The sequence below is a fragment of the Microbacterium testaceum genome (genome assembly GCF_001476285.1).
GTDB lineage: Bacteria > Actinomycetota > Actinomycetes > Actinomycetales > Microbacteriaceae > Microbacterium > Microbacterium testaceum_B.
Map to the genome: position 1 here is coordinate 1 of NZ_LDRU01000097.1, position 26439 is coordinate 26439.

The 26439-nt window shown below is 69.3% G+C and carries 21 protein-coding genes and 1 tRNA gene; 2 read left to right on the forward strand and 20 right to left on the reverse strand.

The window, feature by feature from the left end; genetic code table 11:
* Positions 1–47 precede the first annotated feature (47 nt).
* On the reverse strand, positions 48–599 hold the full coding sequence (locus NS283_RS15435) for an HdeD family acid-resistance protein (protein ID WP_058597745.1): 552 nt from the start codon (positions 597–599) through the stop codon (positions 48–50).
* An 85-nt stretch (positions 600–684) separates the two neighbouring features.
* Entirely contained in the window at positions 685–1614 is a 930-nt protein-coding gene (locus NS283_RS15440) for an AEC family transporter (RefSeq protein ID WP_058597746.1), read from the reverse strand.
* Positions 1615–1798: 184 nt separating this feature from the next.
* Here NS283_RS15440 and NS283_RS15445 point away from each other — a divergent pair, with 184 nt between their 5' ends.
* On the forward strand, positions 1799–2338 hold the full coding sequence (locus NS283_RS15445; RefSeq protein ID WP_058597747.1) for a hypothetical protein: 540 nt from the start codon (positions 1799–1801) through the stop codon (positions 2336–2338).
* 23 nt (positions 2339–2361) lie between these two features.
* Here the strand turns inward: NS283_RS15445 and NS283_RS15450 are convergent, their stop codons facing one another.
* From NS283_RS15450 to polA, 8 genes are all read right to left on the reverse strand, one after another.
* Entirely contained in the window at positions 2362–3600 is a 1239-nt protein-coding gene (locus tag NS283_RS15450) for a serine/threonine-protein kinase (RefSeq protein ID WP_058597748.1), read from the reverse strand.
* 311 nt (positions 3601–3911) lie between these two features.
* Positions 3912–4715 (reverse strand): SDR family NAD(P)-dependent oxidoreductase, encoded by an 804-nt coding sequence (locus NS283_RS15455; RefSeq protein ID WP_058597749.1) that lies wholly within the window; start codon positions 4713–4715, stop codon positions 3912–3914.
* A 64-nt stretch (positions 4716–4779) separates the two neighbouring features.
* Positions 4780–5283: a hypothetical protein gene (locus NS283_RS15460; RefSeq protein ID WP_058597750.1), complete on the reverse strand. Its 504-nt coding sequence runs from the start codon at positions 5281–5283 to the stop codon at positions 4780–4782.
* A 90-nt stretch (positions 5284–5373) separates the two neighbouring features.
* The gene (locus NS283_RS15465) at positions 5374–6138 is read right to left on the reverse strand and encodes an SGNH/GDSL hydrolase family protein (RefSeq protein WP_058597751.1); all 765 of its coding nucleotides are present in this window, start codon (positions 6136–6138) and stop codon (positions 5374–5376) included.
* A 110-nt stretch (positions 6139–6248) separates the two neighbouring features.
* The gene (locus NS283_RS15470) at positions 6249–7583 is read right to left on the reverse strand and encodes an MFS transporter (RefSeq protein ID WP_058597752.1); all 1335 of its coding nucleotides are present in this window, start codon (positions 7581–7583) and stop codon (positions 6249–6251) included.
* Positions 7580–8641, reverse strand: coding sequence for an LLM class flavin-dependent oxidoreductase (locus tag NS283_RS15475; protein WP_058597753.1), 1062 nt, complete (start codon positions 8639–8641; stop codon positions 7580–7582). The genes NS283_RS15470 and NS283_RS15475 overlap by 4 nt, the downstream gene beginning before the upstream one ends.
* Before the next feature lie 97 nt (positions 8642–8738).
* Entirely contained in the window at positions 8739–10415 is a 1677-nt protein-coding gene (locus NS283_RS15480; protein WP_058597754.1) for a DUF885 domain-containing protein, read from the reverse strand.
* Positions 10416–10471: 56 nt separating this feature from the next.
* Positions 10472–13111, reverse strand: coding sequence for a DNA polymerase I (polA, locus tag NS283_RS15485; protein ID WP_058597755.1), 2640 nt, complete (start codon positions 13109–13111; stop codon positions 10472–10474).
* A gap of 73 nt (positions 13112–13184) precedes the next feature.
* Between polA and NS283_RS15490 the strand changes: the two genes are divergently transcribed.
* Positions 13185–13616: a PaaI family thioesterase gene (locus NS283_RS15490; RefSeq protein WP_058597769.1), complete on the forward strand. Its 432-nt coding sequence runs from the start codon at positions 13185–13187 to the stop codon at positions 13614–13616.
* 178 nt (positions 13617–13794) lie between these two features.
* On the opposite strand, the gene NS283_RS15495 is transcribed toward NS283_RS15490, so the two are convergent.
* The 10 genes from NS283_RS15495 to NS283_RS15540 form a co-directional block, all read right to left on the reverse strand.
* Positions 13795–14415: an ANTAR domain-containing response regulator gene (locus NS283_RS15495; RefSeq protein WP_013586648.1), complete on the reverse strand. Its 621-nt coding sequence runs from the start codon at positions 14413–14415 to the stop codon at positions 13795–13797.
* A gap of 104 nt (positions 14416–14519) precedes the next feature.
* Positions 14520–14600, reverse strand: a tRNA-Leu gene (locus tag NS283_RS15500).
* 77 nt (positions 14601–14677) lie between these two features.
* A complete protein-coding gene (gene pyk / locus NS283_RS15505; protein ID WP_058597756.1) occupies positions 14678–16123 on the reverse strand; it encodes a pyruvate kinase in 1446 nt (481 codons plus the stop codon).
* Positions 16124–16177: 54 nt separating this feature from the next.
* The gene (locus NS283_RS15510; RefSeq protein WP_058597757.1) at positions 16178–17644 is read right to left on the reverse strand and encodes a glutamate synthase subunit beta; all 1467 of its coding nucleotides are present in this window, start codon (positions 17642–17644) and stop codon (positions 16178–16180) included.
* The gene (gene gltB, locus NS283_RS15515; RefSeq protein WP_058597758.1) at positions 17637–22214 is read right to left on the reverse strand and encodes a glutamate synthase large subunit; all 4578 of its coding nucleotides are present in this window, start codon (positions 22212–22214) and stop codon (positions 17637–17639) included. Before gltB ends, NS283_RS15510 begins: the two co-directional genes overlap by 8 nt.
* A 52-nt stretch (positions 22215–22266) precedes the next feature.
* A complete protein-coding gene (gene lgt, locus NS283_RS15520; RefSeq protein WP_058597759.1) occupies positions 22267–23271 on the reverse strand; it encodes a prolipoprotein diacylglyceryl transferase in 1005 nt (334 codons plus the stop codon).
* A 10-nt stretch (positions 23272–23281) separates the two neighbouring features.
* On the reverse strand, positions 23282–24073 hold the full coding sequence (gene trpA / locus NS283_RS15525) for a tryptophan synthase subunit alpha (protein WP_058597760.1): 792 nt from the start codon (positions 24071–24073) through the stop codon (positions 23282–23284).
* A complete protein-coding gene (gene trpB / locus NS283_RS15530) occupies positions 24070–25395 on the reverse strand; it encodes a tryptophan synthase subunit beta (protein ID WP_241492269.1) in 1326 nt (441 codons plus the stop codon). The genes trpA and trpB overlap by 4 nt, the downstream gene beginning before the upstream one ends.
* Before the next feature lie 2 nt (positions 25396–25397).
* Positions 25398–26174, reverse strand: coding sequence for an indole-3-glycerol phosphate synthase TrpC (gene trpC, locus NS283_RS15535; RefSeq protein WP_058597762.1), 777 nt, complete (start codon positions 26172–26174; stop codon positions 25398–25400).
* A 2-nt stretch (positions 26175–26176) separates the two neighbouring features.
* Positions 26177–26407, reverse strand: coding sequence for a DUF6704 family protein (locus tag NS283_RS15540; protein ID WP_058597763.1), 231 nt, complete (start codon positions 26405–26407; stop codon positions 26177–26179).
* Positions 26408–26439: the final 32 nt, after the last annotated feature.

Here is a 26439-nt window from a genome sequence, read left to right on the forward strand (position 1 = left end):
GCCATGGCATCCGGCCCCTCCCTCGTCGGGGTGACGAGACGTCGGGGCTACGCGGCCTTGCCGAACTGGATCGCCCGGACGATCTGGAAGACGCCGAGGACGACCAGCGAGATGCCGATCAGCAGGAAGAGCGTCACGGCGCCCAGGAGCGGCGAGAACAGCAGGACGACGCCCGCCAGGATGCTGACGATCGCGAAGAAGATCGTCCACGCGCGCGCCTTCGTTCCGTGGCTGACGGTCGTGAGCGAGACGACGCCCTCCACGATCCACAGGATGCCGACGAGGGTGCCGATGAAGACCCCGAACCACGCGGTGGTCGCGGACAGATTCGCGAACGAGAAGACGCCCGCGACGATGAAGAGTACGCCGAGGACGATGTAGCCGATGCGGGCCCAACCGGAGCGCCAGAAGAGGCCGATCGCGATGTTCACGAGGCCCGCGATGATGACGTAGACCGAGATGATTCCGACGGCGATCTCGGCGGTGCGACCCGGCCAGATGAGGATCAGCAAACCGATGACGAGCGACAGCGCGCCGCTGACGCCGAGAGCGGTGCGGACGGCTCCGACGGCGGGGCTGGTCGTGGACGAGGGCGACATGGTGAGCCTTTCTGAGTGAAAGCTGAGAACAGTGCTCACCTTAGACCCGAGGATGAGACTCTCGCCAACGCGTCGTCCCTGACGGTCACGCGGGGGAGTGCTCGAGGAGGAGCGCCACCGCGAACAGGACGGGAAGGCATCCGATCGTCGAGATGAAGACGACGTCCCGCGAGAGGATCTCGCCCACGCCGTAGCGCTGGGCGAAGTTGAAGACGTTCTGCGCGGTCGGGAGGGCCGCGAGGACAACGACGACGAAGACCTGGTCGGCGGGCAGTGCGAACCACGTGGCGACCGCCCATGCGAGCGCGGGCATCGCGACGAGCTTCAAGGCGGAGGCGAGGATCACGTCGAGGCGGCGTCCGGGCTCGGTCAGCACACGCTGCCCGTACAGCGACATGCCGTAGCTCATCAGCAGCACCGGCACGCAGGCGCCGGCGATGAGATGCAGCGGGTCGAAGACGATCGGCGGCAGATCGATGTCGAGCACGGCGACCAGCACCCCGAGGGCCGAGCCGATGAGCATCGGGTTCTTCGCCGTCTGCCGGAGGATGCGCCACGGCGATCGCGAGCCGGAGGTCGCGGCATCCAGGATCGACAGCGCGATGGGCATCAGCACGAGCAACTGGAACAGGATCACCGGAGCGGAGTACGCCGCGTTGCCCAGCATGTAGAGCGAGATCGGGATGCCGATGTTGTTGCTGTTCACCTGCCCGGCGGACAGCGCACCGATCACCGTTTCGCCGACGCGCCGCCGGAGGATCATGGCGGAGATGAGCGCGTAGATGCCGATGATGACGGCCGCGGTGATCATCGAGACGGGGAGGAGAGCCGAGAACAGAGTGCCGACGTCAGCCGTCGCCAGCACGGTGAACAACAGGAAGGGCGACAGGACGAAGAACGTCAGTCGACTGAGGACGGGACGGGCGTGCGGTCCGAGGAGGTCGATCCGAGCGATCACGTATCCGACGACGACCGCGAGACCGACGACCGCGAAGCCCGTGAGGACGCCGCTCATCCGCGGGTCCGGGGGAGAGGCGCGGGGGCGGCGGAAGGCATCCCTCCGAGCGTAGTGCGAGGAACGGCGCCGTCGAATCGTTACACGGCGGTCCCCGAGACCGGCGTCGGGCCGCCGATAGCATCGGCTCACGACCGCGGATCGGGAGAGTCCGCGGCTCGTTTCACCCATCGAGAGGAATCACGTGCGCACGCTGCTGGAGAAGAAGACCGCTTTGGCCCTGGGGGCCTCTATCATCGTGGCCGCCGCGGCGTTCGGGCTGACGGGATGCTCGAGCCCCGCTCCGTCGACGGCAGACCAGGCTGCGCCCTCGGCCGCGTCGGCGAGCGCGAAGGCGGATGACGCCGACGACGACCTCGACGACGAACTCGACGACTACGCCGCCGACATCGACGACGCGAACGCCTCGAGCTTCGACACCGCGCGAGCGGTCGTCGACGCATTCGTGGCGGCCGGTGGCGTCTGCACCGACCCGAAGGACTCTGGTCTCTCGCTCGCCACGTCGTCGATCGACTGCACGGGTGCGTCCGGTCAGATGCAGACCGTCGCGGTGTTCGCGACGGCCGATGAGGCGCAGAAGTGGTTCGACGCGCAGACGGTGGTCAAGGTCGGTGAGGTGACCAGCTACCTGCTCGGCGAGAACTGGGCGATGGTGGCCGACGGTTCGGCGATGAACATCGCTCAGAAGCTCGGGGTCCGCACCCAGACGCTCGTGATGCGCTGAGATCGGTCGCCGTTCCCGCCGCGTCAGCGCGAGCCGGGAACGGCGACCTGCTGCGCGGGTGCGGGATCCTGCACCGCAGGAACGCTCGGTGAGGGAGACGGCGCGATCTCCGTCACGTGCTGCGTCGGAGCGAGGAGCGAGAGGGCCAACACGTGGCCTCCGACGACGAGCACCGCGGCCAGCACGGCGGCCCCCAGCCAGGCACGGCGGATGGCGGGCCGTCCACGTGCCGTCGCGCGCCGACGGACGTCGCTCGCGGGCCTCGGCACTGCGCCGGAGTCGGCGGGCGGAGCCGTCTCGGGAACCGACGTCGCGGCGGAGACCTCGAGGTCGGGAAGCGGCGCCCAGGGAGCCGTCTCGACGTCGAGGAGGTCGAGGAGGTCGAGGTCGTCGGCATCCAGGATCTCGATAGCCGGCGAAAGGGCGAGCGCTGCCGCTCGTTCGGCGATCACGGCCGCCGGGGGGCGCACCGCGGGATCGAACGCGGTCATGTCGGTGAGCAGCGACGCCCACTCGCGACCCACGGAGGCAGGAATCGACGGGGGACAGGCGAGTCGTGCCAGTACCGTCTCCTGCAGCGTCCCGCCCCGGTAGGGGTGCAGGCGCGTGAGGGCTTCGATGGTGAGCAGCCCGAGGGAGTAGATGTCGGACGCCGGCTGGGGCGGCTCGCCGCGGATCTGTTCGGGGGCCAGGTACGCGGCCGTTCCGATAAAGGTTCCCGGGGTGGTCAGACGCGTCGCATCGATCAGGTGGGCGACGCCGAAATCGGCGAGAACGGCCTCGAAGCCGTGCGGAGAATGGCGGGTGGGACGCAGGAGCACGTTCGACGGCTTCACATCGCGGTGGACCACGCCGGTGGCGTGCACCGCGGCGAGGGCGCGCGCGAGATCGACGAGCAGCGCCGCGACGAAGGCGGGCTCCAGAGCGCCCGCTTCGATGCGTCGCTGCAGGGAAGGGCCGTCGACGTACTCCATGACGAGGTAGACGTGGTCGCCGGCGTCGAGGCGCGCGTCGTAGAGCGTGACGAGCGACGGGTGGTCGAACGCGGCGAGCACACGTGCTTCGGACAGACGACGCCCGGGTTCGATGGCGTCGGCCTGGTCGGTGTGGAAGAGCTTGATCGCCACGTCGCGCGCGAGGACGGTGTCGCGCGCGCGGAAGACACGGCCCATTCCGCCGGCCCCGACGCGGTCGGACAGCACGTAGCGACCTCCGAGGGTGTCGCCGGTGTGCGGCATAGCGGCATCGATCGACTGGCTCATCCGGTCCTTCGGTTCAGCGAGCCTGCGCGCACCTCGACGACGGGCGGCACCTGACTCTTCTGGGACGCTACGCGCGGAAGGACCGCTCGATTCGGGGGTGGTGCGACGGTGCCGCGGGGTACATAATGCGGCCCGAACCTGACGCTAGCGCCGCGATCGTGGCACCGCCGATAATGCACATTATGTCAGCTCGAGTTCGGACGGGCGTCCCCCCTCCACCCGCGGTGTGTTTCCTGTCGAGTGTCCACGACACGCCGTAACGGTGCGCGCCAGAGCGGCGTGTCTTGGACACTCGACGCGGGATCGGGCGGTCAGCGCACCCAGTGCGACGTCACGTCGAGCACACGCGAGCCGCTGAGGTCGGCGAGCGACAGGCCGGCGAATCGCAGCGCGGACTCCGAGGTCTGCCAGCGGAATCGCGGTGCGTCGGTGACGGCCGCCTCGACGACGGTCTCTGCGGCATCCTCCGCCGACTGCGCGCTCGCGAACGACGTCGCCGCGCGATCGAGGTACGCCTGCTGGAGGGCCGCGTACGGGCCGGGCTCGGCGCGCTCGACCGAGGCGGTGAACGATGACGCGACGGCACCCGGCTCGACGATCGACACGTCGATGCCGAAGGGGGCGACGACCGGCGCAAGGGACTGCATCAGGCCCTCGACGGCGAATTTCGCGGCACAGTAGGCGTCCGAGAAGGGCTGCCCCACCGCTCCCCCGACACTCGTGACGGTGACGATCCGGCCCCTGCCCCGTTCTCGCATCCCGGGCAGCACGAGTCGGCTCAGCCGCGCGACGGAGAGGTAGTTCGTGTCGAGCTGCGACTGGAGGTCTTCGTCGCTGAGCTGCTCGAGGGTGCCGACGGCGCCGCGGCCGGCGTTGTTCACGAGGATGTCGAGCGGGCCGGCGTCGGCGACGAGCGAACGAGCGCCCTCGGCGTCGGTGACGTCGAGCGCGCGGATGTCGAGCTCCACCCCCGCCTCGGCGGCGGCCGCGCGCAGGGCGTCGGCGCGGCCCGTGTCGCGGACGGTGGCGATCACGTCGACGCCGGTTCGCGCGAGGCCGATCGCGGTGTGAAGGCCGATGCCGCTGGAGGTGCCGGTGACGAGTGCGAGGGTCATGTGCTCATTGTGGACCGTGCCGCTGTCCGGAGCCTATGAGCCGATCGTGCCCGCTCCCCCGGCGCTACTCCGCGGTGGCCACGCGGATCAGGAATGCCCCGGCGGCACCCTCGCTATCGAGGTCGACCAGGAGGCCCTTCTCGGGAAGATCGACCGGCACGGGCGTCGCCGCCATGCACGACACCGAGAGCGGGTCGATGACCGACGTCCCCGCCGAGGTCGCGATCCGCCCGGTCATCATCTCGGGGCCGGCGCACTCGAGCGTGACGGTGTACGCGCCGGGCTGAACGGTCCGATTCTCGCTGCGGTGCGGAGCCACCTGGCCGCTGTCGCCGAAGGTCCCCCACGACTGCCAGAGGTACTCCCCCACCTCCGCGTCGGCGACCTCGTCGTCGAAGTATCCCGCCCAGGGGTCGGGCGTAGGCGGCGCAGTCGTGGTCAGCGAGGGCGACGGCGCCGCAGAGGTCGCCGAGGGTTGTTCCGCCTCACCCCCGGAGCATCCCGCGAGGGCGCCGAGCGCGATCGCGGTGCCGGAAAGGGCCAGAATTCGCGTGTTCGAGGGAGACATCCGGCGATCCTAGGCATGCGGATGCCGAGACACCAGGGGGTCGTTCGTTCGGTGCCCACGTGTCGCGCGCGCACCTGCGACCGGCGACACTCACCCGCCCGGCGTCAGCTCCACCCACTCGCCGCCGAACTTCGGAGCGCGACCGTCTCCGGAGGACGTGCCCGCGAGCCGGCGACGGATCCACGGAGCGACGTGCTCGCGGTAGTAGGCCGACCCCTTCAACCGCTCGACCTCGGGGATGTCACGCAGACGCCACCAGTCGGCTGGCGCGGACAGCCCGACCGCTTCGATCACGCGCGCGGCGACCCGGTGATGTCCGCGGGGGTTCATGTGCAACCGGTCGACCGACCAGAACTCGCCGCGGGCGAGCTCGCGATCGAACCAGTTGTACGCCGTGATGACGTCGGGGCGCGATGCCAGCCGCTCCTCGACCGCCTTCGACAGGCGATCGCCGCGCATCTGCAGGACCCGCCCCAGAGGCAGCCCCGCCGACGGGTTCGCACCCGACAGCACGATGAGCTGCACGCCCTCCTCGTCGCACCTCCGCAGCACGTGCTCGAAGAATCCGACGATGCGTTCGAGGTCCGCCCGCGGACGGAGCATGTCGTTGCCCCCGCCGTTGAACGACAGGTGGGTCGGCTTCAGCGCCAGAGCGGGCTCGAGCTGTTGCTCGACGATGGGTTGGATGAGCTTGCCGCGGATCGCGAGGTTGGCGTACTCGATCGGTTCGCCCGCGGCATCCGCCCATCCCTGGGCCGCGAGGTCGGCCCACCCTCGCACGGTGCCGTCGGGGAGTTCGTCGCCGACCCCCTCGGTGAACGAGTCGCCGATCGCGACATAGCGGACGGATGCCATTTCTCCAGCCTATGCCGCGGTCCGCGCTCGTTCGGGGCGCGTGCGTCCGTTCGGGGCGGGGAATCCCGTGCCCCGAGGGGAAGGGCGCGCCCCAAACCGCGGTGCCCGGGTCAGGAGAGCGCGCGCCCGCGTTGCTCGCGGAGGAAGAGAGACGCGACCACTGCAACCGCGAAGAACGCCGCGAACACGATGAACAGCAGCGGAGCACCGCCCGCGGCGAGCAGCGGCGGGACCGACAGGGGCGCCAGGATCGACGCGATGCGCCCCACGCCCGCGGCCCACCCGGCGCCGGTCCCCCGCAGGGACGTGGGGTACGTCTCGGGCGTCGCGGCGTAGAGGGCACCCCAGGCGCCGAGGTTGAAGAACGACAGCAGCATTCCGGTCGCGATCACCGCGACCTCACCGGAGGCGGTGCCGAACAGCACGGCGGCGATCGCCGAGCCGGCGAGGAAGGTCGCGAGCGTCGCGCGTCGCCCCCACGCCTCGATGAGCCACGCGGCGACGGCGTACCCCGGCAGCTGGGCCAGGGTGATGATGAGCGTGAAACCGAAAGAGCGCACGAGATCGTACCCCTGCGCCACGAGGATCGTCGGGATCCAGATGAAGGCGCCGTAGTACGAGAAGTTCACGCAGAACCACAGCACCCAGAGGCTCGCCGTGTGCGCGCGAAGGGCCGGCGACCACAGCGCACCGACGCGGGCGCGAGGAGCGGGAGCGGATGCCGACACCCCGTCGTTCGACGGCTCCAACGACACGCGACCCGCGGCGGCCTCGAGGTCTCGGACGATCGCGACGGCTTCGCCGTTGCGTCCTCGCGACGCCAGCCATCGCGGCGACTCGGGCAGGCCCCACCGGACGATCAGCGCGTAGACCGCGGGGATCGCGCCGAGCGCGAACGCCCAGCGCCACCCATCGGCGGAAGAGGGCACCACGAGGTAGCCGATGACCGCCGCGGCCGTCCAGCCGACGGCCCAGAACGCCTCGAGGAAGACGATGACGCGCCCGCGGATCCGAGCCGGAGCAAACTCGCTGACGTAGGTCGAGGCCACGGGCAGTTCAGCGCCGAGCCCGAGACCGACGACGAAGCGCAGCACGAGGAGCGCCGCGAGTCCGCCGACGAGTGCGCTGGCCCCCGTCGCGACGCCGTAGACGAGGAGCGTCAGCGCGAACACCTGACGCCGCCCGAAGCGGTCGGCGAGGAGCCCGCCGAGGCTCGCGCCGATCGCCATTCCCGCGAATCCCGCCGAGGCGATCCACGAGGCCTGCGCGGGCTCCAGCTTCCACTGTGCCGCCAGCGCGGCGATGATGAACGAGATGAGCCCGACGTCCATGGCATCCAGGGCCCAGCCCAGTCCCGAGCCGCCCAGGATCTTCCCGTGACGCCGGGTGAACGGCAGGGCGTCGAGACGCTCGGACACCCGCACGGTGTCGGTGCTCGCGCTCACGAGGCCGCTGCGTCGGAATCGGACTCGGCGAGCATCTCCCGGACGAGCGGCAGGACGCGCGTGCCGTAGAGCTCGATGCTCGACATCAGGCGGTCGTGCGAGATCGACCCGCTGGCGAACTTCATCTGGAAGCGCGAGGCACCCAGCGTCCGGACGGTCGCGGCGATCTTCGTGGCGACCGTCTCGGGCGAGCCGATGTACATCGCCCCCTCGGGGCCGACGTCGTGCTGGAAGCGCAGGCGGTTGTACGCGGGCCACCCGCGCTCGCGACCGATGGTCGTGTTCAGCTCAGCGACGCCCTCGTAGGCCTCGTCCCACGCCTGCTGGTCGGTCTCGGCCACGTGGCCCGGCGAATGCACCGAGATGGGCATCGCGGGCTTGCCGAACTCCTGCAGCGACTGCCGGTAGAGCTGGGCGAACGGCCGGAAGCGGGCGGAGGACCCGCCGATGATCGCGAGGACGAGACCGTAGCCGTATCGGGCGGCGCGCACGACGGATTCGGGCGACCCGCCGACACCGACCCACGCCTTCAGCCCGTTCTCGGTCTTGGGGTACACGTCGGCATCCCGGAGCCCTGCCCGGGTGCGCCCCGACCAGGTGACCGGCTTCTCGTCGAGGAGGAGCGAGAAGAGCTCGAGCTTCTCCTCGAACAACTGCTCGTAGTCGTTCAGGTCGTACCCGAAGAGGGGGAACGACTCGATGAACGACCCCCGCCCGAGGATGACCTCGGCGCGGCCGTTCGAGACGGCGTCGAGCGTGGCGAAGCGCTCGTAGACGCGGACCGGGTCGTCGGACGACAGGACCGTGACCGCGGTGCCGAGGTGGATGTTCTTCGTACGCGCGGCGGCCGCGGCGAGGACGATCTCCGGGCTCGTGACCGCGAAGTCCTTGCGGTGGTGCTCCCCCACCCCGAAGAACGACAGCCCGACCTCATCGGCGAGCACCGCCTGCTCCACGACGTTGCGGATGGTCTGCGCGTCGCTCTGCAACGACCCGTCGGGGCCGCGCGAGATGTCTCCGAAGGTGTCGAGGCCCAGCTCGACGGGGGTGGCGTCCATGAGATCTCCTTGCATTCGGATGAATGAACTTTACGCGAGGGGAAAACATTCCCCGGCACGGACGAGGGGCGTCGCCGTAGCGACGCCCCTCGGGGGATCAGACGGATGCCAGGGCGGCCCGCAGCGTGTCGAGACCGACGCCGCCGATGTCGAGGGCCCGCGTGTGGAACTGCTTCATCGAGAAGTCCGCGCCGCGGCGCTCCCGCTCCTCCTCCCGGACCTGCTCCCAGATGCGCTGCCCGACCTTGTACGCGGGAGCCTGTCCCGGCCAACCGAGGTAGCGATTGACCTCGAAGCGCACGAACTCCTCGCTCATGTTGACGTTCTTCAGCATGAACGCGAGCGCGTAGTCGTGGTCCCACGTGCCCGTGCCGTCGAGGCGCGGCTTGCCGAGGTGCACGCCGATGTCGAGCACGACGCGTGCGGCGCGCATGCGCTGCCCGTCGAGCATGCCGAGGCGATCCGCGGGGTCGTCGAGGTAGCCGAGCTGCTCCATCAGACGCTCGGCGTACAGCGCCCAGCCCTCGGCGTGGCCGCTCGTGCCCGCCAGGAGGCGGCGCCACGAGTTCAGCTGCGCGCGGTTGTACACGGCCTGGGCGATCTGCAGGTGGTGGCCCGGGACACCCTCGTGATACACCGTGGTCAGCTCGCGCCAGGTGTCGAAGGTGTCGACGCCCTCGGGAACCGACCACCACATGCGGCCGGGGCGCGAGAAGTCGTCGGTCGGTCCGGTGTAGTAGATCCCGCCCTCGTTGGTCGGGGCGATCATGCACTCGAGCTTGCGGATGGGCTCGGCGATGTCGAAGTGGGTGCGCGCGAGCTCTTCCACGGCCTTGTCGCTCGTGCGCTGCATCCACTCCTGGAGCGCCTTCGTGCCGCGGAGCTTGCGCGACTCGTCCTTCTCGAGGAAGGCGACCGCTTCTTCGACGCTCGCGCCGGGAAGGATCTCGTTCGCGATCGCCTCCTGCTCGGCGACCATGCGGGCGAGCTCTTCGACGCCCCAGTCGTAGGTCTCGTCGAGGTCAATCTCGGCGCCGAGGAACTGGCGTGAGTGCAACGCGTACATCTCGCGACCGACGCCGTCCGCCTCGCCCGCGACCGGGGCGAGCTCCGAGGAGAGGAAGGAGGCCAGGCCGTCGTAGGCGACGCGGGCGGCGCCGGCGTTCTGGTCGAGGTCGCGCGCGAGCGAGGCGGGCAGCTGCCCCTCGGCGGGCGCGGCGTTCCCGACGAACTCGGCGAAGAAGCCGGTGTCGGCGGTGTAACGGGCGATCTGCGCGACGACCTCGTTCACCTGGCGACGAGCGGGCACGACCCCCTCGGCGATGCCACGGCGGAGGGTCGCGACGTAGCCGTCGATGGCCTCGGGCAGCGCCTTCATGCGCTCTAAGATCGTGGCCCAGTCATCGACCGTCGCGGTCGGCATGAGGTCGAAGGTCGCGCGGATGTCCTGCGCGGGTGACGCGATCACGTTCAGGTCGCGGAGGTGGGTCTTGGCCTCGTGCTGCTCGATCATCAGGTCGAGCTCGCGGACGAGGTCCATCTTCGTGACCGTGTCGATCGCGTCGACAGGCTCGGCCGCCTCGAGCGCGGCCTTCGTGGCGCGGGCGTCGGTGGTGAGGGCCTCGGCGCCTTCGGGGCTGTAGTCGCCGAAGCGGCCGTTGTACTCGTCGCGTCCGATGTAGGTGGCGAGCGTCGGGATGCGCTCCGCCAGGGTGTCGACCCACGCCTCGGCGATCGTGTCGATCGGCGTGGGGGTGCGTTGTGCGTCAGTCATCCTTCGAGCCTAGGGAAGCGAGAGCGCCCGCGCACCCCGGCGCGGCGCGGTTCCGTTCAGTGGCCCGCTTCGTCCCAGTCGTCGCCGCGGCCGATCTGCACGTCGAGGGGCACCGACAGCTCGGCCGCGTCCGCCATGCGGGCGCGCACGATGCTCTCCACGGCATCCCACTCCCCCGCCGCCACCTCGACGACGAGTTCGTCGTGGATCTGCAGCAGGACGCGCGAGCGCAGACCCGCGGATGCCAACTCCTCGCGGATCCGGAACAGGGCGACCTTCATGATGTCGGCGGCGCTGCCCTGGATCGGGGCGTTGAGGGCCGCGCGCTCGGCGTTCTCGCGCAGCACGCGGTTCATGCTGGTGAGGTCGGGGAACGGGCGCCGGCGGCCGAAGATCGTCTCGGTGTATCCGTCTTGGCGAGCCTGCTCGACCGAGCCGCGCAGGTAGTCGCGGACCGCACCGAAACGCGCGAAGTACTCGAGCATGAGCTTCTTGGCCTCGGACTGCTCGATGCGCAACTGCTTGGAGAGACCGAAGGCCGACAGACCGTAGACGAGGCCGTACGACATCGCCTTGACCTTCGTGCGCATCGCGGGCGTGACCTCGGACGGCTCGACGCCGAACACGCGCGCGCCGACGAAGCGGTGCAGGTCTTCGCCCGAGTTGAACGCCTCGATGAGGCCGGGGTCGCCCGAGAGGTGCGCCATGATGCGCATCTCGATCTGCGAGTAGTCGGCCGTGAGGAGGGTCTCATAGCCTTCGCCCACCTCAAAGGCTGCGCGGATGCGCCGGCTCTCCTCGGTGCGGATCGGGATGTTCTGCAGGTTCGGGTCGGTGCTCGAGAGGCGGCCGGTCTGGCTGCCGGTCTGCACGTACGTCGTGTGGATGCGTCCGTCCGGCCCGGTGGCGGTGTCGAGGGCGTCGATGATCTGCTTCAGCTTGGTCGCTTCGCGGTGCTTCAGCAGGAGGTCGAGGAACGGGTGCGGAGCGCTCTCTTGCAGATCGGCAAGGGCCGCGGCATCCGTGGTGTATCCGCTCTTCGTCTTGCGCGTCTTCGGCAGCTGCAGCTCGTCGAACAGCACCTCCTGGAGCTGTTTGGGCGAGCCGAGGTTCACTTCGTGCCCGATCGCCGCGTACGCGTCGCGAGCGAGGGCGTCGGCGCGAGCACCCAGCTCCGCGGAGAAGCCGGAGAGCTTCTCATGCGACACCGCGACGCCGGCGAGCTCCATGTCGGCGAGGGCGGTCAGCGTCGGCATCTCGATGTCGTCGAGCACCTCGGCCACGCGCTCGGGAAGCTCCGCCCGCTGCGCCTCGGCGACGCGGCGGATGAACCAGGCGAGCTGACCCGGGGTGGCCCCCTCGGTCTCGGGGACGAGCTGCGTGGGGTCGGCCTCGGGGAGCTTCTCGTCGAGGTAGCGCTGGACGAGGTCGCCCAGCGTCTTGTCGGGGAAGCTCGGACGCACGAGCCACCCGGCCAGGATCACGTCCGACGAGATGCCGCCGAGCGCGAGCCCTTCGCGCAGAAGCGCCTTGACCTGCGGCTTCGCATCGGCCATGACCTTGGGCGCATCGGATGCCAACCACCCGGCGAGGGCGTCGCGCACCGCGGGCGACCAGGTGGCCTCGGCGGCGCTGTCGGCGCGGGCGAGGCCGATCTGCACCGGCGCTCCCTGCGCGAGGACGAGCGTGAGGCCGACCGTGTCGGTGGACTCCCCCGCCCAGGCGGCCAGGGCGTCGGCGTCGAGGAGAGCGGGCGTCGGCGCGGTCGCCGTCGGACGCGCCTCTTCGGCGCCGTCGCCCGCGTCGGCGCCGAGAGCGTCGAACACGCGCGGCAGCAGCGTGCGGAATTCGAGGCGCGCGAAGATGTCGCGCACGGCCTGGCCGTCGAGCGGCTTCATCTCGAGGTCGGACGGCCCCACGGGCAGCTCGACGTCGCGCAGCAGGCGGTTGAGCGCACGGTTTCGCTTCACCCCGTCGAGGTGCTCGCGCAGGTTGTTACCCACCACACCGGTGACCTTGTCGGCGTTCTCGAGCAGGGCGTCGAGCGAGCCCCACTGCGTCAGCCACTTCACCGCGGTCTTCTCGCCCACCTTCGGCACACCGGGCAGGTTGTCGCTCGTCTCGCCGACGAGAGCGGCGATGTCGGGGTACTGCTCGGGAGGCAGGCCGTACTTCTCGATGACGGCCGCCGTGTCGTAGCGCTTGAGCTGAGAGACGCCCTGCACGTTCGGGTAGAGCAGCGTGACGTCGTCGTTGACGAGCTGGATCGTGTCGCGGTCACCGGAGCAGACGAGGACCTCGAAGCCCTGGGCCGCACCCTGCGTCGCGAGGGTCGCGAGGATGTCGTCGGCTTCGAAGTCCTCCTTCTTCAGGACCGGGACCCCCATCGCCTCGAGGCACTCCTGGAGAAGCGGGATCTGTCCCTTGAATTCGGCGGGCGACTCGCTGCGATTCGCCTTGTACTCGGCGTACTCCCGCGTGCGGAACGACTGTCGCGACGTGTCGAAGGCGACCGCGAGGTGCGTCGGCTTCTCGGCCTTGACGAGGTTCACGAACATCGACAAGAAGCCGTAGATCCCGTTGGTGTGCTGCCCGTCTTTCGTCGAGAAATTGTCGACCGGGAGGGCGTAGAACGCCCGGTAGGCCAGCGAGTGGCCGTCGACGACGAGGAGGGTAGGCTTTTCGGCATCCGTCACTCCTCCAGCCTAACGAGGACCACGGACACTGCCCCGGCCCGGCCCCGATCACGGCGATGACACGAAGGCGATGATGACGTCCACGACTCCCGATCCCCTGTCCGGCCTCGACTGGGTGAAGAAGCGCGGGATGGGCGCTCTCGCCGAGAAGATGGGCTTCGAATGGGTCGAATTCACCGTCGAGCGGTGCGTCGCCACCATGCCGGTCGAGGGCAACACCCAGCCCGTCGGTCTGCTGCACGGCGGCGCTTACGTCGTGCTCGGTGAGTCGCTCGGCTCGATGGCGGCGAACCTCCACGCGGGACCGGGCAAGCTGGCCGTCGGCATCGATATCAACGCCACTCACACGCGCTCCGCGACCTCGGGCCTCGTCACCGGCGTCTGCACGCCCATCCACCTCGGGCGGAGCCTCACGGTGCACGAGATCGCGATCTCCGACGATCAGGGGCGCCGGTGCTCGACCGTTCGCATCACCAACATGATCAAGGACGCGCCGCAGGGCTGAGACCCGCGCAGCGGGCTGTGGCTTCGACGAGCTCAGCCACCTTGCTCGCGTGCTGCCGGGCTGTGCAAGCGACGGCCTGCGGAGGTCCCGGAGCGTGTCGAAGGGACCTGTACCCCCTCCCCCGCGAACGAAAAATGGATGCCACCGAAGTGGCATCCATTTCGCGATGGGGTCGCGCTCAGCCCTTCTTGGGGGCCAGCTGCTCGATGATCGCCTTCGCGACGTCCTGCATGGTCAGTCGACGATCCATCGACGCCTTCTGGATCCAGCGGAAAGCCTCGGGCTCGGAGAGGCCCATCTTCTCGTTGAGAAGGCCCTTGGCGCGGTCGACGAGCTTGCGGGTCTCGAAGCGCTCGACCATGTCGGCGACCTCAGCCTCGAGCGTGATGATCTGCTCATAGCGGGCGAGGGCGATCTCGATCGCGGGCAGCAGGTCGTTCGGAGTGAACGGCTTCACGACGTAGGCCAGCGCGCCGGCCTCGCTCGCGCGCTCCACGAGCTCCTTCTGGCTGAACGCGGTCAGCAGGACGACGGGGGCGATGTGGTTCTTGCTCAGCTTCTCGGCCGCGCTGATGCCGTCGAGCTGGGGCATCTTGACGTCCATGATCACGAGATCCGGGCGCAGTTCGGTCGCCAGCTGCACGGCGGTCTCGCCGTCGCCGGCTTCACCGACGACGTCGTAACCGTTGTCGCGGAGGATCTCGACGATGTCGAGACGGATGAGCGACTCGTCTTCCGCCACGACGACGCGGCGGGGGGCGGCGGGCGCGGAGGCCGGAGCGGCTTCTTGATCAGTCACGTGACCATCCTAGGACTGGGAGGGCGCATCACCCGCGAGGAGCGTTGATGCGATAGAGGGCAAACGATACCGGGCCGACTCGGGAAGAGCCGACCCGGGGGTCGTACCGGTGGTGGGACTCGAACCCACACGTCTTTCGACAGAGCATTTTGAGTGCCCCGCGTCTGCCATTCCGCCACACCGGCTCGTGCTCGCGAACTCCCAATCTACCGGGAGAACACGAGCGACGCGCGCCGGCGGAACCGGCGCGCGTCGTCGACGATCAGACGTCCTGGTAGCCGGGGGCTGCACCGTGGACGGCGTCGCCCACACGGTGCACGCGCAGGTCGTTCGTCGAACCGGCGATCCCGGGAGGGGACCCGGAGATGACCACGACCTTGTCGCCGACCTTCGCGAGGTCGTTCGACAGCAGGTAGTCGTCGACCTGAAGGAACATCTTGTCGGTGTGCGGGACGTGCTCCACCAGCGTCGAGCGGACACCCCAGGTGAGGGCGAGGCGGCGACGGATGCCGGGCTCGGGCGTGAACGCGAGCATCGGGATCGTCGAACGCAGACGCGACATGCGGCGCGCGGAGTCGCCCGACTCGGTGAACACGCAGAGGTACTTCGCCTCGACGAAGTCGGCGACCTCGACCGCGGCCAGCGTGATGGCGCCACCCTGGGTGCGGGGCTTGTTGGTCAGCGGAGCGATGCGCTCGAGACCGTGCTCCTCGGTCGAGGCGACGATGCGGGCCATGGTCTCGACGACCACGACCGGGTAGTCGCCGACGCTGGTCTCGCCCGAGAGCATGACCGCGTCCGCGCCGTCGAGGACGGCGTTGGCGACGTCGGAGGTCTCGGCGCGGGTGGGCACCGGGCTGCTGATCATCGACTCGAGCATCTGCGTCGCGACGATGACGGGCTTCGCCATGCGGCGCGCGAGCTCGACGGCGCGCTTCTGAACGATCGGCACGGCCTCGAGCGGCAGCTCGACACCGAGGTCGCCACGGGCGACCATGATGCCGTCGAACGCGTCGATGATCTCTTCGAGGTTGTCGACCGCCTGCGGCTTCTCGATCTTGGCGATGACGGGGACGTAGCGTCCCTCCTCGGCCATGATCTCGTGCACGCGCTCGATGTCTTTGGCATCCCGAACGAACGACAGGGCGATGAGATCGGCGCCGGCCTTGAGGCCCCAGCGCAGATCGGCCTCGTCCTTCTCGCTCAGCGCGGGGACGTTGACGGCGACGCCGGGCAGGTTGATGCCCTTGTTGTTCGACACCGGGCCGCCGACGACGACCTCGGTGGTCACGACGGTGCCGTCGGTCTCGACGACGCGGACGCGGACCTTGCCGTCGTCGATGAGTAGGAAGTCGCCGGGCTTGACGTCCTGGGGCAGGCCCTTGAAGGTCGTGCCCACGATCTCTTTGGTGCCGAGGATGTCTTCGATGGTGATCTTGAAGATGTCGCCCGGGGCGAGCTCGTGGGGGCCGTTCTCGAACTTGCCGAGACGGATCTTGGGGCCCTGGAGGTCGACGAGGGCCGCGACCGGGCGGCCGGCGTCCTCTGCCGCCTTGCGCACGTTGGCGAAGTTGGCGTCGTGCACGGAGTAGTCTCCGTGGCTCAGGTTGAGGCGGGCGACGTCCACCCCGGCGTCGATGATGGCGCGAACCATCTCATACGACGACGTGGCGGGCCCGAGTGTTGCGACGATCTTGGCGCGTCTCATCCGTTTTCAAGCTCCGTGAGGATTCGGGAAGTGGCCGGATCGGCCCTTGCCAGCTTAGGCGGGCAGCAGGCCGATGGCGACATCGGTCGGGCGCACCGGCGCGGGGAGCACCGTTTCGCCCATGAGGTACGTGTCGACCTCGGCGGCGGCCGCGCGGCCCTCGGCGATGGCCCACACGATGAGCGACTGCCCACGACCGGCGTCACCGGCGACGAACACGCCCGGCGTCGAGGTGGCATAGGTCGCGTCGCGCTCGACGTTGCCGCGGTTCGTGAAACGCGTGCCGAGCTGGTCGCCCAGGTGCTCGCGCTCGGGACCGGTGAAGCCCATCGCGATCAGCACCAGGTCGGCCGGGATCTCGCGCTCGGTGCCGCTCTTGGGCACACGGCGGCCGTCGACGTATTCGGTCTCGGCCACGCGCAGAGCGCGCACCTCGCCCGCGGCGTTGCCGAGGAACTCCACCGTCGAGGCGAGGAACGTGCGCTCCCCGCCCTCTTCGTGAGCGGATGCCATCTCGAAGAGGTTCGGCATCATCGGCCAGGGCTGCTCGGCCGGGCGCTCCGACGGCGGCTGCTTGCCGATCGCGAGGTTCGTCACGCTCAGCGCGCCCTGGCGGTGCGCCGTGCCGATGCAGTCGGCGCCGGTGTCGCCACCGCCGATGACGACGACGTGCTTGCCCTCGGCCGAAATCTGCTGGGGAACCTGGTCGCCCGCGACCGCCTTGTTGCCCTCGACGAGGTACTCCATGGCGAAGTGGACGCCGTCGAGGTCGCGCCCCGGGATGGGCAGGTCGCGCGGCACGGTCGAGCCCGTGGCGACGATGACTGCGTCGTAACGCGCCCGGAGGTCGCTCCACGAGATGTCCTTGCCGATCTCGACACCCGCGCGGAAGCGCGTGCCCTCGGCCTGCATCTGGCGAAGACGCAGCTCGAGGTGACGCTTCTCCATCTTGAAGTCCGGGATGCCGTACCGCAGGAGCCCGCCGATCCGGTCGTCGCGTTCGTAGACGGCGACCGTGTGTCCCGCGCGCGTCAGCTGCTGGGCAGCGGCCAGGCCGGCGGGGCCGGAGCCGACCACCGCCACCGTCTTGCCCGTCAGGCGCTCCGGCGGCTCGGGCTCGACCCAGCCGTTGCCGAACGCCTCGTCGATGATCGAGACCTCGACCTGCTTGATCGTGACCGCGGGCTGGTTGATGCCCAGTACGCACGAGCTCTCGCACGGGGCGGGGCAGAGCCGACCCGTGAACTCCGGGAAGTTGTTGGTCGCGTGCAGGCGCTCGATCGCGGCGCGGCCCTCGCCGCGCCACGTGAGGTCGTTCCACTCGGGGATCAGGTTGCCGAGCGGGCACCCCTTGTGGCAGAACGGGATGCCGCAGTCCATGCAGCGACCGGCCTGGCGCTTGATGACGGCCGAATCGCCCGGCTCGTACACCTCTTTCCAGTCCATGATGCGCACGGGTACGGGCCGGCGCTTGGGGAGCTCGCGCTCCGTGACCTTGAGAAAGCCCTTCGGGTCAGCCACCCGTCACCTCCAGAATGCGTGTCCAGACGACGTCGCCGTCGGGGTCGAGCCCCTCGGCCACCGCCTCCTGGCGGGTCTGCAGGACCGCGGCGTAGTCGCGCGGCAGAACCCGGACGAAATTGTGCACCTCGGCCTCGAAGTCGTCGAGCAGACGACGGGCCAACGTGGAATCGGTCTCCGCGACGTGCTTCTCGAGCAGGTCGCGGAGGATCTCGGCATCCCCGGATCCGAGTTCACCGAGGACGAGCTCACCGGATGCCAGGGCCTCGCGGTTCACCAGGTCGCGGTCGAGTCGGTAGACGTATGCCTGACCACCGGACATGCCTGCGCCGAGGTTGCGGCCCGTGGCGCCGAGGATCACGGCCAGACCACCGGTCATGTACTCGAGCGCGTGGTCTCCCACGCCCTCGACCACCGCGGTCGCGCCCGAGTTGCGGACGAGGAACCGCTCACCCACGACACCGTTGAGGAACATCTGCCCCTGGGTGGCGCCGTAGCCGATGACGTTTCCGGCGATGACGTTCTCGGACGCCGCGAACGTCGAACCACGATGCGGGCGCACGACGATCGTGCCTCCCGACAGGCCCTTGCCGACGTAGTCGTTCGAGTCGCCCTCGAGCCGCAGCGTGATGCCGGCGGGCATGAAGGCACCGAACGACTGCCCCGCCGAGCCGGTCAGACGGATGTCAATGGAGCCCTCGGGCAGTCCGTGCTCGCCGTGCACCTTGGTGACGTGGTGGCCGAGCATGGTCCCCACCGCACGAGCGGTGTTGCGGATGGGCAGATCGATCGTGACCTGACCGCCGCGGGCGATGACGTCCTGCGAGCGCTCGATGAGCTGCACGTCGAAGTGGTCCTCGAGCTCGTGGTCCTGGTTGCGACCGTGGCGACGCGGCTCGTCGTCGGCGAATCGCGGTCCCTCGAGGATCGGCGCGAGGTTGAGGCCGCGCGCCTTCCAGTGCTCGACCGCGCCGTTGACGTCGAGGAGCTCGGCGTGACCGACGATCTCGTCGATCGAGCGGTACCCGAGCGCGGCGAGGTATTCGCGCACCTCCTGGGCGATGAACTCCATGAAGTTGACGATGTACTCGGCCTTGCCGGTAAAGCGGGAGCGCAGCACGGGGTTCTGCGTCGCGACGCCCACGGGGCAGGTGTCGAGGTGGCACACGCGCATCATGATGCAGCCCGAGACCACGAGCGGAGCCGTGGCGAAACCGAACTCCTCGGCGCCGAGCAGCGCGCCGATGATGACGTCGCGGCCCGTCTTCATCTGACCGTCGACCTGCACCACGACGCGGTCGCGCATGCCGTTGAGCATGAGCGTCTGCTGCGTCTCGGCAAGCCCGAGCTCCCAGGGGGTACCCGCGTGCTTGAGCGAGTTCATCGGGCTCGCGCCCGTGCCGCCGTCCTGACCCGAGACCAGGATGACGTCGCTCAGCGCCTTCGCGACACCCGCCGCGACCGCGCCGATGCCCGACTGGCTCACCAGCTTGGTGTGGATGCGTGCCTTCGGGTTCGCGCGCTTCAGGTCGAAGATGAGCTGCTTGAGGTCTTCGATCGAGTAGATGTCGTGGTGCGGAGGGGGCGAGATGAGCCCGACGCCCGCCGTCGCGTGGCGCGTGCGCGCCACCCACGGGTACACCTTGGTCGGCGGCAGCTGACCGCCCTCGCCGGGCTTGGCGCCCTGCGCGAGCTTGATCTGGATGTCATCGGCCTCGGTGAGGTAGAGGCTCGTCACCCCGAAGCGACCGGATGCCACCTGCTTGATGGCGCTGCGGCGAGTGGGGTCGAGCAGACGGTCGACGTCTTCTCCGCCCTCGCCCGTGTTCGACTTGCCGCCGATCTGGTTCATCGCGACGGCGAGGACCTCGTGCGCCTCTTTCGAGATCGAGCCGTAGCTCATCGCCCCGGTCGAGAAACGCTTGACGATCGCCGACACGGGCTCGACCTCGTCGATCGGCACCGGCGGGCGAACGCCGGTGCGCAGCTCGAAGAGACCGCGGAGGGTCTTGAGCTCGTGCGCCTGGTCGTCGATGAGCTTCGTGTACTCGCGGAAGATGTCGTACCGGCGCTCGCGCGTCGCGTGCTGCAGACGGAACACCGTGTCGGGGTTGAACAGGTGCGGGGCACCGTCTCGTCGCCACTGGTACTCGCCGCCGGTCCAGAGGCGCTCGTGCGCGCGGGCCGCGGCATCTTCCGGGTAGGCGTACTCGTGGCGCGCGGCGTTCTCGGCCGCGATGACGTCGAGACCGACGCCACCGAGCTTCGACTCGGTGCCGGTGAAGTACGCCTCGACGAACTCGCGCGACAGTCCCACCGCTTCGAACACCTGCGCGCCCGCGTACGACGACACGGTCGAGATGCCCATCTTCGACATGATCTTCAGCACGCCCTTGCCGAGCGCGTAGATCAGGTTCTTGACGGCCTTCTCGGGCGTGATGCCGGTGATGAAGCCCGCGCGCACGAGGTACTCGACGGTCTCCATCGCCAGGTACGGGTTGACCGCCGAGGCTCCGTAGCCGATGAGGGTTGCCACGTGGTGCACTTCGCGCACATCGCCAGCCTCGACCACGAGCCCGACCTTCATGCGGGTCTCTTTGCGGATGAGGTGGTGGTGCACGGCCGCGAGCATGAGCAGCGACGGGATGGGCGCGAGGTCCTTGTTCGAGTCACGGTCGCTGAGCACGATGAACTCGGCGCCGTCCTCGATGGCCTGGTCGACCTCGGTGCACATCTGCGTGAGCCGCTTCTGCAGCCCCTTGTGCCCCGCCTCGACGCGGTAAAGACCGCGGATGGTCACCGACGATCGACCCGGCAGCGCGGTGTCGATGTGCTGGATCTTCGCGAGCTCGTCGTTGTCGATGACCGGGAAGTCGAGGGTCACCGTGCGGGTGTGCTCGGGCCCCCAGTCGAGGAGGTTGCGCTCGGGACCGAGACCCAGCGACAGCGAGGTGACGACCTCTTCGCGGATCGAGTCGAGCGGTGGGTTGGTCACCTGCGCGAACTGCTGGGTGAAGTAGTCGAACAGCAGGCGCGGGCGGTCGCTGAGCACGGCGACAGGCGCGTCGCTCCCCATGGCGCCGAGCGGCTCGGCGCCGCCCTGACCCATCGGTGTCAGCAGCAGACGGACCTCTTCTTCGGTGTATCCGAAGGTGCGCTGTCGACGGGTGATGGATGCGATCGGGTGCACGATGTGCTCGCGCTCGGGCAGCTCGCTGAGCTTGACGCGACCCGCGTCCACCCACTCCTGCCAGGGCTCGAGAGCGGCGAGGTTCGCCTTGATCTCTTCGTCTTCGACGATGCGGCGCTCGGCCGTGTCGACGAGGAACATCCGACCGGGCTGCAGGCGTCCACGGCGCTTGATCCGCTCGGGGGCGAAGTCGAGCACGCCGGTCTCGGAGCCGATCACGACGAGCCCGTCGGTGGTCTCGGTCCAGCGCCCCGGGCGCAGGCCGTTGCGGTCGAGCGTGGCGCCGACGAGCGTGCCGTCGGTGAAGATGAGCGCTGCGGGGCCGTCCCACGGCTCCATCTGCATCGAGTGATAGTCGTAGAAGGCACGCAGATCGGGGTCGATCGTCGCCTGCTTCTCGTACGCCTCGGGAACCATCATCATGATCGAGTGCGGGAGGCTGCGGCCGGTGAGGGTCAGCAGCTCGAGGACCTCGTCGAAGGAGGCCGAGTCGCTCGCGCCCTCGGTGCAGATGGGCAGGAGAGGCCGCACGTCGCCGATCAGCTCGGACTCGAGCTGCGACTGGCGCGCGCGCATCCAGTTGCGGTTGCCCTTGACGGTGTTGATCTCGCCGTTGTGAGCGAGCATGCGCAAGGGCTGTGCGAGCGGCCACGACGGGAAGGTGTTCGTCGAGTAGCGGGAGTGCACCACCGCGAGCTCGGACGCAAAGCGCTCGTCCTGGAGGTCGGGGTAGAACGGCTCGAGCTGGAGCGTCGTGACCATGCCCTTGTACCCGAGCGTGCGGCTCGACAGCGACACGAAATAGGCGTCGAGTTCGTGACGGGCGCGCTTGCGCAGGCGGTAAACGCGACGGTCGAGCGCGATGCCCGAGAGAGCGGGCTGGTCGCCGGCGGCCGGGCGCGAGACGAACAACTGCTCGAAAGCGGGGCGCGCCTCGAAGGCGAGCTTGCCCAGGTTGTCGGGCTCGGTGGGCACCTCGCGCCAGCCGAGCACCTCCAGGTTCTCGTGACGGGCGATCTCTTCGATCCCCGACTTCATCGCGGCGCGCTCGTCGTGCCCGAGGGGAAGGAAGATCATTCCGGCGGCGTACTCCCCCACCGGCGGCAGGTCGAAGTCGACGACCTCGCGCAGGAAGGCATCCGGCATCTGCGTGAGGATGCCCGCGCCGTCGCCGGTGCCGGCGTCGGACCCGATGGCACCGCGGTGCTCGAGGTTGCGCAGTGCGGTCAGGGCCAGGTCGACGATGTCGTGTCCGGCCTCGCCGCGGAGAGTCGCGACCATGGCCAGGCCACAGGCGTCTTTCTCGAACGACGGGTCGTACATTCCCTGTCGGGCCGGGAACGAGCCTCCGACGGTGTCGGAACGCAGGCTGGAAGCCATATCAACCGTCCTCACGTTGATGCTTCGAATGGGACGACGTCGGCCCAGAGTGTTAGTTCGTGGCGGGGCTGCTTGTGGCGCTGGTGCCGACGGTGTCGCTCGTCGCGGGCGGCTCGCTCACGTCGACGAAGTCAGAGGGGTCGGTTGAGTCTACAGCCCCCGGAGCCTTGGATTCGCGCCCGGGTACGTAGGGCGAGGGTTCGAGGCCGTGGTGGCGGCGCGACTGGACGATGAAGATCACCAGACCGAGCACCACACCGAAGATCGCCGCCCACACGTTCGTGCGCAGACCGAGGATGATGTCGCTGGGGTCGACGCGGATCGACTCCCAGACGATGCGGCCCGCGCTGTACCACATGAGGTAGATCGCGAACTGCTTGCCCCACTGCAGGGTGAAGCGCTTGCCGACGTACAGGATGACGGCCGCGCCGAGGAGGTTCCAGATGACCTCGTACAGGAACGTGGGGTGGAACAGCGTGCCGGCCGGCAGGCCGACGGGGATCGCCGGGTTGCCCGGGGCGATCTCGAGGCCCCACGGGAGGTCGGTGGGCTGACCGAAGAGCTCCTGGTTGAACCAGTTGCCGAAGCGGCCCATCGCCTGCGCGATGATGAGGCCCGGGGCGAGGGCGTCGGCGAACGTCCAGAAGCGGATACCGCTCCACTTGCACCCGAGGATCGCGCCGATGGCGCCGCCGATGAGCGCGCCGTAGATGGCGATCCCGCCCTCCCAGATGGCCCAGACGGAGCCGGGCTGGGTGATGTTCCACGGGTTGGAGCCGGGGCCGAAGTAGAAGCCGGCGTGCGTGGCGACGTGGTAGATACGCGCGACGATGATGGCGAGCGGCACCGCCAGGAGGCAGATGTCGATGACGACCCACTTCTCCGCGCCGCGCCGCGTCAGCCGTGCGTTCGTGAGAAGCAGGGCGACGATGATGCCCGCGACGATGCACAGGGCATAGAAGTGGATGCGGAACGGACCGAGATCGACGTAGGAGATCGTCGGGCTCGGAATGCTGGCGAGCACGCCGGAGGCGGCGCTCGAGAGGGCGAACGTCATGCGAAAGAGTCTAGGCGCGCCGCGCGGTGCCCGCGGACAGCTCGCGTGCGAGGGTGGACAGACCCTCGACACCGCCGTCACGGAGCGCCTTCACCAGGGCGGTTCCGACGATCGCGCCGTCGGCGTACTCGACCACCCCGGCCACCTGAGCGGCATTGGAGATGCCGATACCGACACACGCGTGGTCGGCGCCGTGCGCCCGCAGTCGTTCGACGAGTCGTCGGGCGGCGGCATCCAGTTCGGCCCGCTCCCCGGTGATCCCCATCGTCGAAACGGTGTAGACGAAACCCGTCGACGCCTCGACGATCATGCGGAGGCGTTCGTCGGTCGAGGTGGGGGCGGCGAGGAACACCCGGTCGAGGCCGGTTCGCTCGCTCGTGGCGATCCACGCGGCGGCGGCGTCGGGCGTGATGTCGGGGGTGATGAGCCCCGCTCCCCCGGCGGCGACGAGCTCGTCGGCGTAGCGGTCGACGCCGTACTGCTCGACGAGGTTCCAGTACGTCATGACCAGGATCGGGACATCGGTGCGTGCCGTGACCTCGCGCATGATCGTGAAGAGATCGCGCATGCGGAAGCCGTTGGCGAGGGCCGTCTGGGTCGCCTCCTGGATCACCAGACCGTCCATGACCGGGTCACTGTACGGAGGGCCGAGTTCGATGACGTCGGCGCCGGCCTCGGCCAGCGCGACGATGGCCTCGATGCTCGTGGCGACGTCGGGGAAGCCGGCGGGCAGGTAGGCGACGAACGCGCCGCGACCGTCGGTGTGGGCGGCTTCGATCGCCGCGGACACGCGCGAGGTCACAGCTCCACCCCTGCGCCGCTCGCGGCATCCGGGGCCGGCGTCACATCGACCGGCGAACCGGCGGCGGATGCCACGGTCTCGGCGCCCGAGGTCTGGGCCGGACGTCCCTCGGGTGGAGGTGCGTGCTCGGCATCGTAGAGGTCGAAGTAGCGCGCTGCGGTGTCCATGTCTTTGTCGCCTCGACCGGAGAGGTTCACCGCGATGACGGCATCCGGACCCAGTTCGCGACCGACGCGCAGGGCTCCGGCCAGGGCGTGGGCCGACTCGATCGCCGGGATGATTCCCTCGGTGCGCGAGAGCAGACGCAGGGCCTGCATGGCCTCGTCGTCGGTCGCGGGGATGTACTGCGCACGGCCGATGTCGGCGAGCCACGCGTGCTCGGGACCCACGCCGGGGTAGTCGAGGCCCGCCGAGATCGAGTGCGACTCGGTGGTCTGGCCGTCTTCGTCCTGCAGCACGTACGTGCGGGCGCCGTGCAGGACGCCGGGACGACCCCGCTCGATGGATGCCGCGTGCTTGGGGGTGTCGACACCGTCGCCGGCTGCCTCGACGCCGTACAGCGCGACGCCCTCGTCGTCGAGGAAGGCGTCGAACATGCCGATCGCGTTGGATCCGCCGCCGACGCAGGCGAAGACGGCGTCGGGTAGGCGACCGATGCGCTCGAGGAACTCGGCGCGGGTCTCTTCGCCGATGATCTTCTGGAAGTCGCGGACCATCGCCGGGAAGGGGTGGGGTCCTGCGGCGGTGCCGAAGATGTAGTTGGTTGTCTCGACCGAGGCGACCCAGTCGCGGTACGCCTCGTTGATCGCGTCTTTCAGCGTGCGCGAGCCGGTCGTGACGGGCACGACCTCGGCTCCGAGCAGACGCATGCGCGCGACGTTGAGAGCCTGCCGCTCGGTGTCGACCTCGCCCATGTAGACGACGCAGTCGAGACCGAAAAGGGCGGCGGCCGTTGCGGTGGCGACGCCGTGCTGGCCGGCACCCGTCTCCGCGATCACGCGGGTCTTGCCGAGACGCTTGGTGAGCAGTGCCTGGCCGAGCACGTTGTTGATCTTGTGCGAGCCGGTGTGGTTCAGGTCTTCGCGCTTGAGGAAGACGCGCGCGCCACCCGCGTGCTCGGCGAAGCGCGGCACTTCGGTGAGCGCGGACGGACGGCCGGCGTAATCGTGCAGCAGGGACCGCAGCTCGGCGTGGAACTCGGGGTCGGCCATCGCCGATTCGTAGACCGCGGTCAGCTCGTCGATCGCCGCGATGAGCGATTCGGGCATGTACCGGCCGCCGAAGTCGCCGAAGAACGGCCCCTTCTGGTCGCGCAGGCTGATGGTCATGACGTCTCCTGGAGGAACGCGCGGAGCGTGGCGACGGGGTCGCCCGTGACGAGGGCTTCGCCCACGAGCACCACATCGGCACCCGCGGCGCGGTAGTGGGCCACGTCGGCGGGTGCGAGCACCGCCGACTCCGCGATCTTGACGGCGTCGGCCGGGAATCGGTCGGCGAGCGAGCCGAACAGGTCACGGTCGAGCTCGAAGGTCGAAAGGTTGCGCGCGTTGACGCCGATGAGCTTCGCACCGAGGTCGGCGGCGCGTTCGAGCTCTTCTGCCGAGTGGGTCTCGACGAGAGCCGTCATGCCGAGATCGGTGACGAGGCCGTAGAGCTCGGTGAGGGTCTTCTGGTCGAGCGCGGCGACGATCAGGAGAGCGAGGTCGGCACCCGAGGCGCGGGCTTCCAGCACCTGGTACGGCGTGGCGATGAAGTCCTTGCGCAGGACGGGGACGCTGACGGCGGCCCGGACGGCCTCGAGGTCGGCGAGGCTGCCCTTGAACTTGCGCCCCTCGGTGAGCACCGAGATCGCCGATGCGCCGCCTTCTTCGTAGAGACGGGCCTGGCGGGCGGGATCGGGGATCGACGCGAGGTCGCCTCGCGACGGGCTCGCGCGCTTGACCTCGGCGATGATCTTGACCCGGTCGGCCGGCGCGAGCATCGCCAGAGCGTCTCGCGCGGGGGTCTGCGCGAGAGCGTCGCGCTCGACCTCGGCGAGGGAACGCGTCTCGGCGCGCTTCTCTGCGTCTTCTACCGCCCCGGCCGTGAGATCGGCCAGCACGGTCAGTGGGCCTTCGAGCTGGTCTTCGAGCCGTTCGCGCCGTATCCGGCCTTGCCCATGGCCCATCCGACGATCGCGCCGACGACGAGCAGACCCACCGAGGCCCACACGAGCACGGGCATGTCGAGCCAGAAGAAAAGCGTTCCGAGCGTGAACGCGAGCAGCATGATGATCACGGCCGTCCAGGCGGCGGGCGAGTGTCCGTGGCCGGGATCACCGATGGGGTTGCTCATGGGGCTCCTTACAGTCGCGCGCGGGCGCAGGG

Bases quoted from the DNA above. Each gene is read 5' to 3' on its own strand.
- NS283_RS15435 (WP_058597745.1), bottom strand. From the start codon at position 599: ATGTCGCCCTCGTCCACGACCAGCCCCGCCGTCGGAGCCGTCCGCACC.
- NS283_RS15440 (WP_058597746.1), bottom strand. From the start codon at position 1,614: ATGAGCGGCGTCCTCACGGGCTTCGCGGTCGTCGGTCTCGCGGTCGTC.
- NS283_RS15450 (WP_058597748.1), bottom strand. From the start codon at position 3,600: ATGAGCCAGTCGATCGATGCCGCTATGCCGCACACCGGCGACACCCTC.
- NS283_RS15455 (WP_058597749.1), bottom strand. From the start codon at position 4,715: ATGACCCTCGCACTCGTCACCGGCACCTCCAGCGGCATCGGCCTTCAC.
- NS283_RS15460 (WP_058597750.1), bottom strand. From the start codon at position 5,283: ATGTCTCCCTCGAACACGCGAATTCTGGCCCTTTCCGGCACCGCGATC.
- NS283_RS15465 (WP_058597751.1), bottom strand. From the start codon at position 6,138: ATGGCATCCGTCCGCTATGTCGCGATCGGCGACTCGTTCACCGAGGGG.
- NS283_RS15475 (WP_058597753.1), bottom strand. From the start codon at position 8,641: ATGGACGCCACCCCCGTCGAGCTGGGCCTCGACACCTTCGGAGACATC.
- NS283_RS15480 (WP_058597754.1), bottom strand. From the start codon at position 10,415: ATGACTGACGCACAACGCACCCCCACGCCGATCGACACGATCGCCGAG.
- NS283_RS15490 (WP_058597769.1), top strand. From the start codon at position 13,185: ATGACGTCCACGACTCCCGATCCCCTGTCCGGCCTCGACTGGGTGAAG.
- pyk (WP_058597756.1), bottom strand. From the start codon at position 16,123: ATGAGACGCGCCAAGATCGTCGCAACACTCGGGCCCGCCACGTCGTCG.
- gltB (WP_058597758.1), bottom strand. From the start codon at position 22,214: ATGGCTTCCAGCCTGCGTTCCGACACCGTCGGAGGCTCGTTCCCGGCC.
- lgt (WP_058597759.1), bottom strand. From the start codon at position 23,271: ATGACGTTCGCCCTCTCGAGCGCCGCCTCCGGCGTGCTCGCCAGCATT.
- NS283_RS15540 (WP_058597763.1), bottom strand. From the start codon at position 26,407: ATGAGCAACCCCATCGGTGATCCCGGCCACGGACACTCGCCCGCCGCC.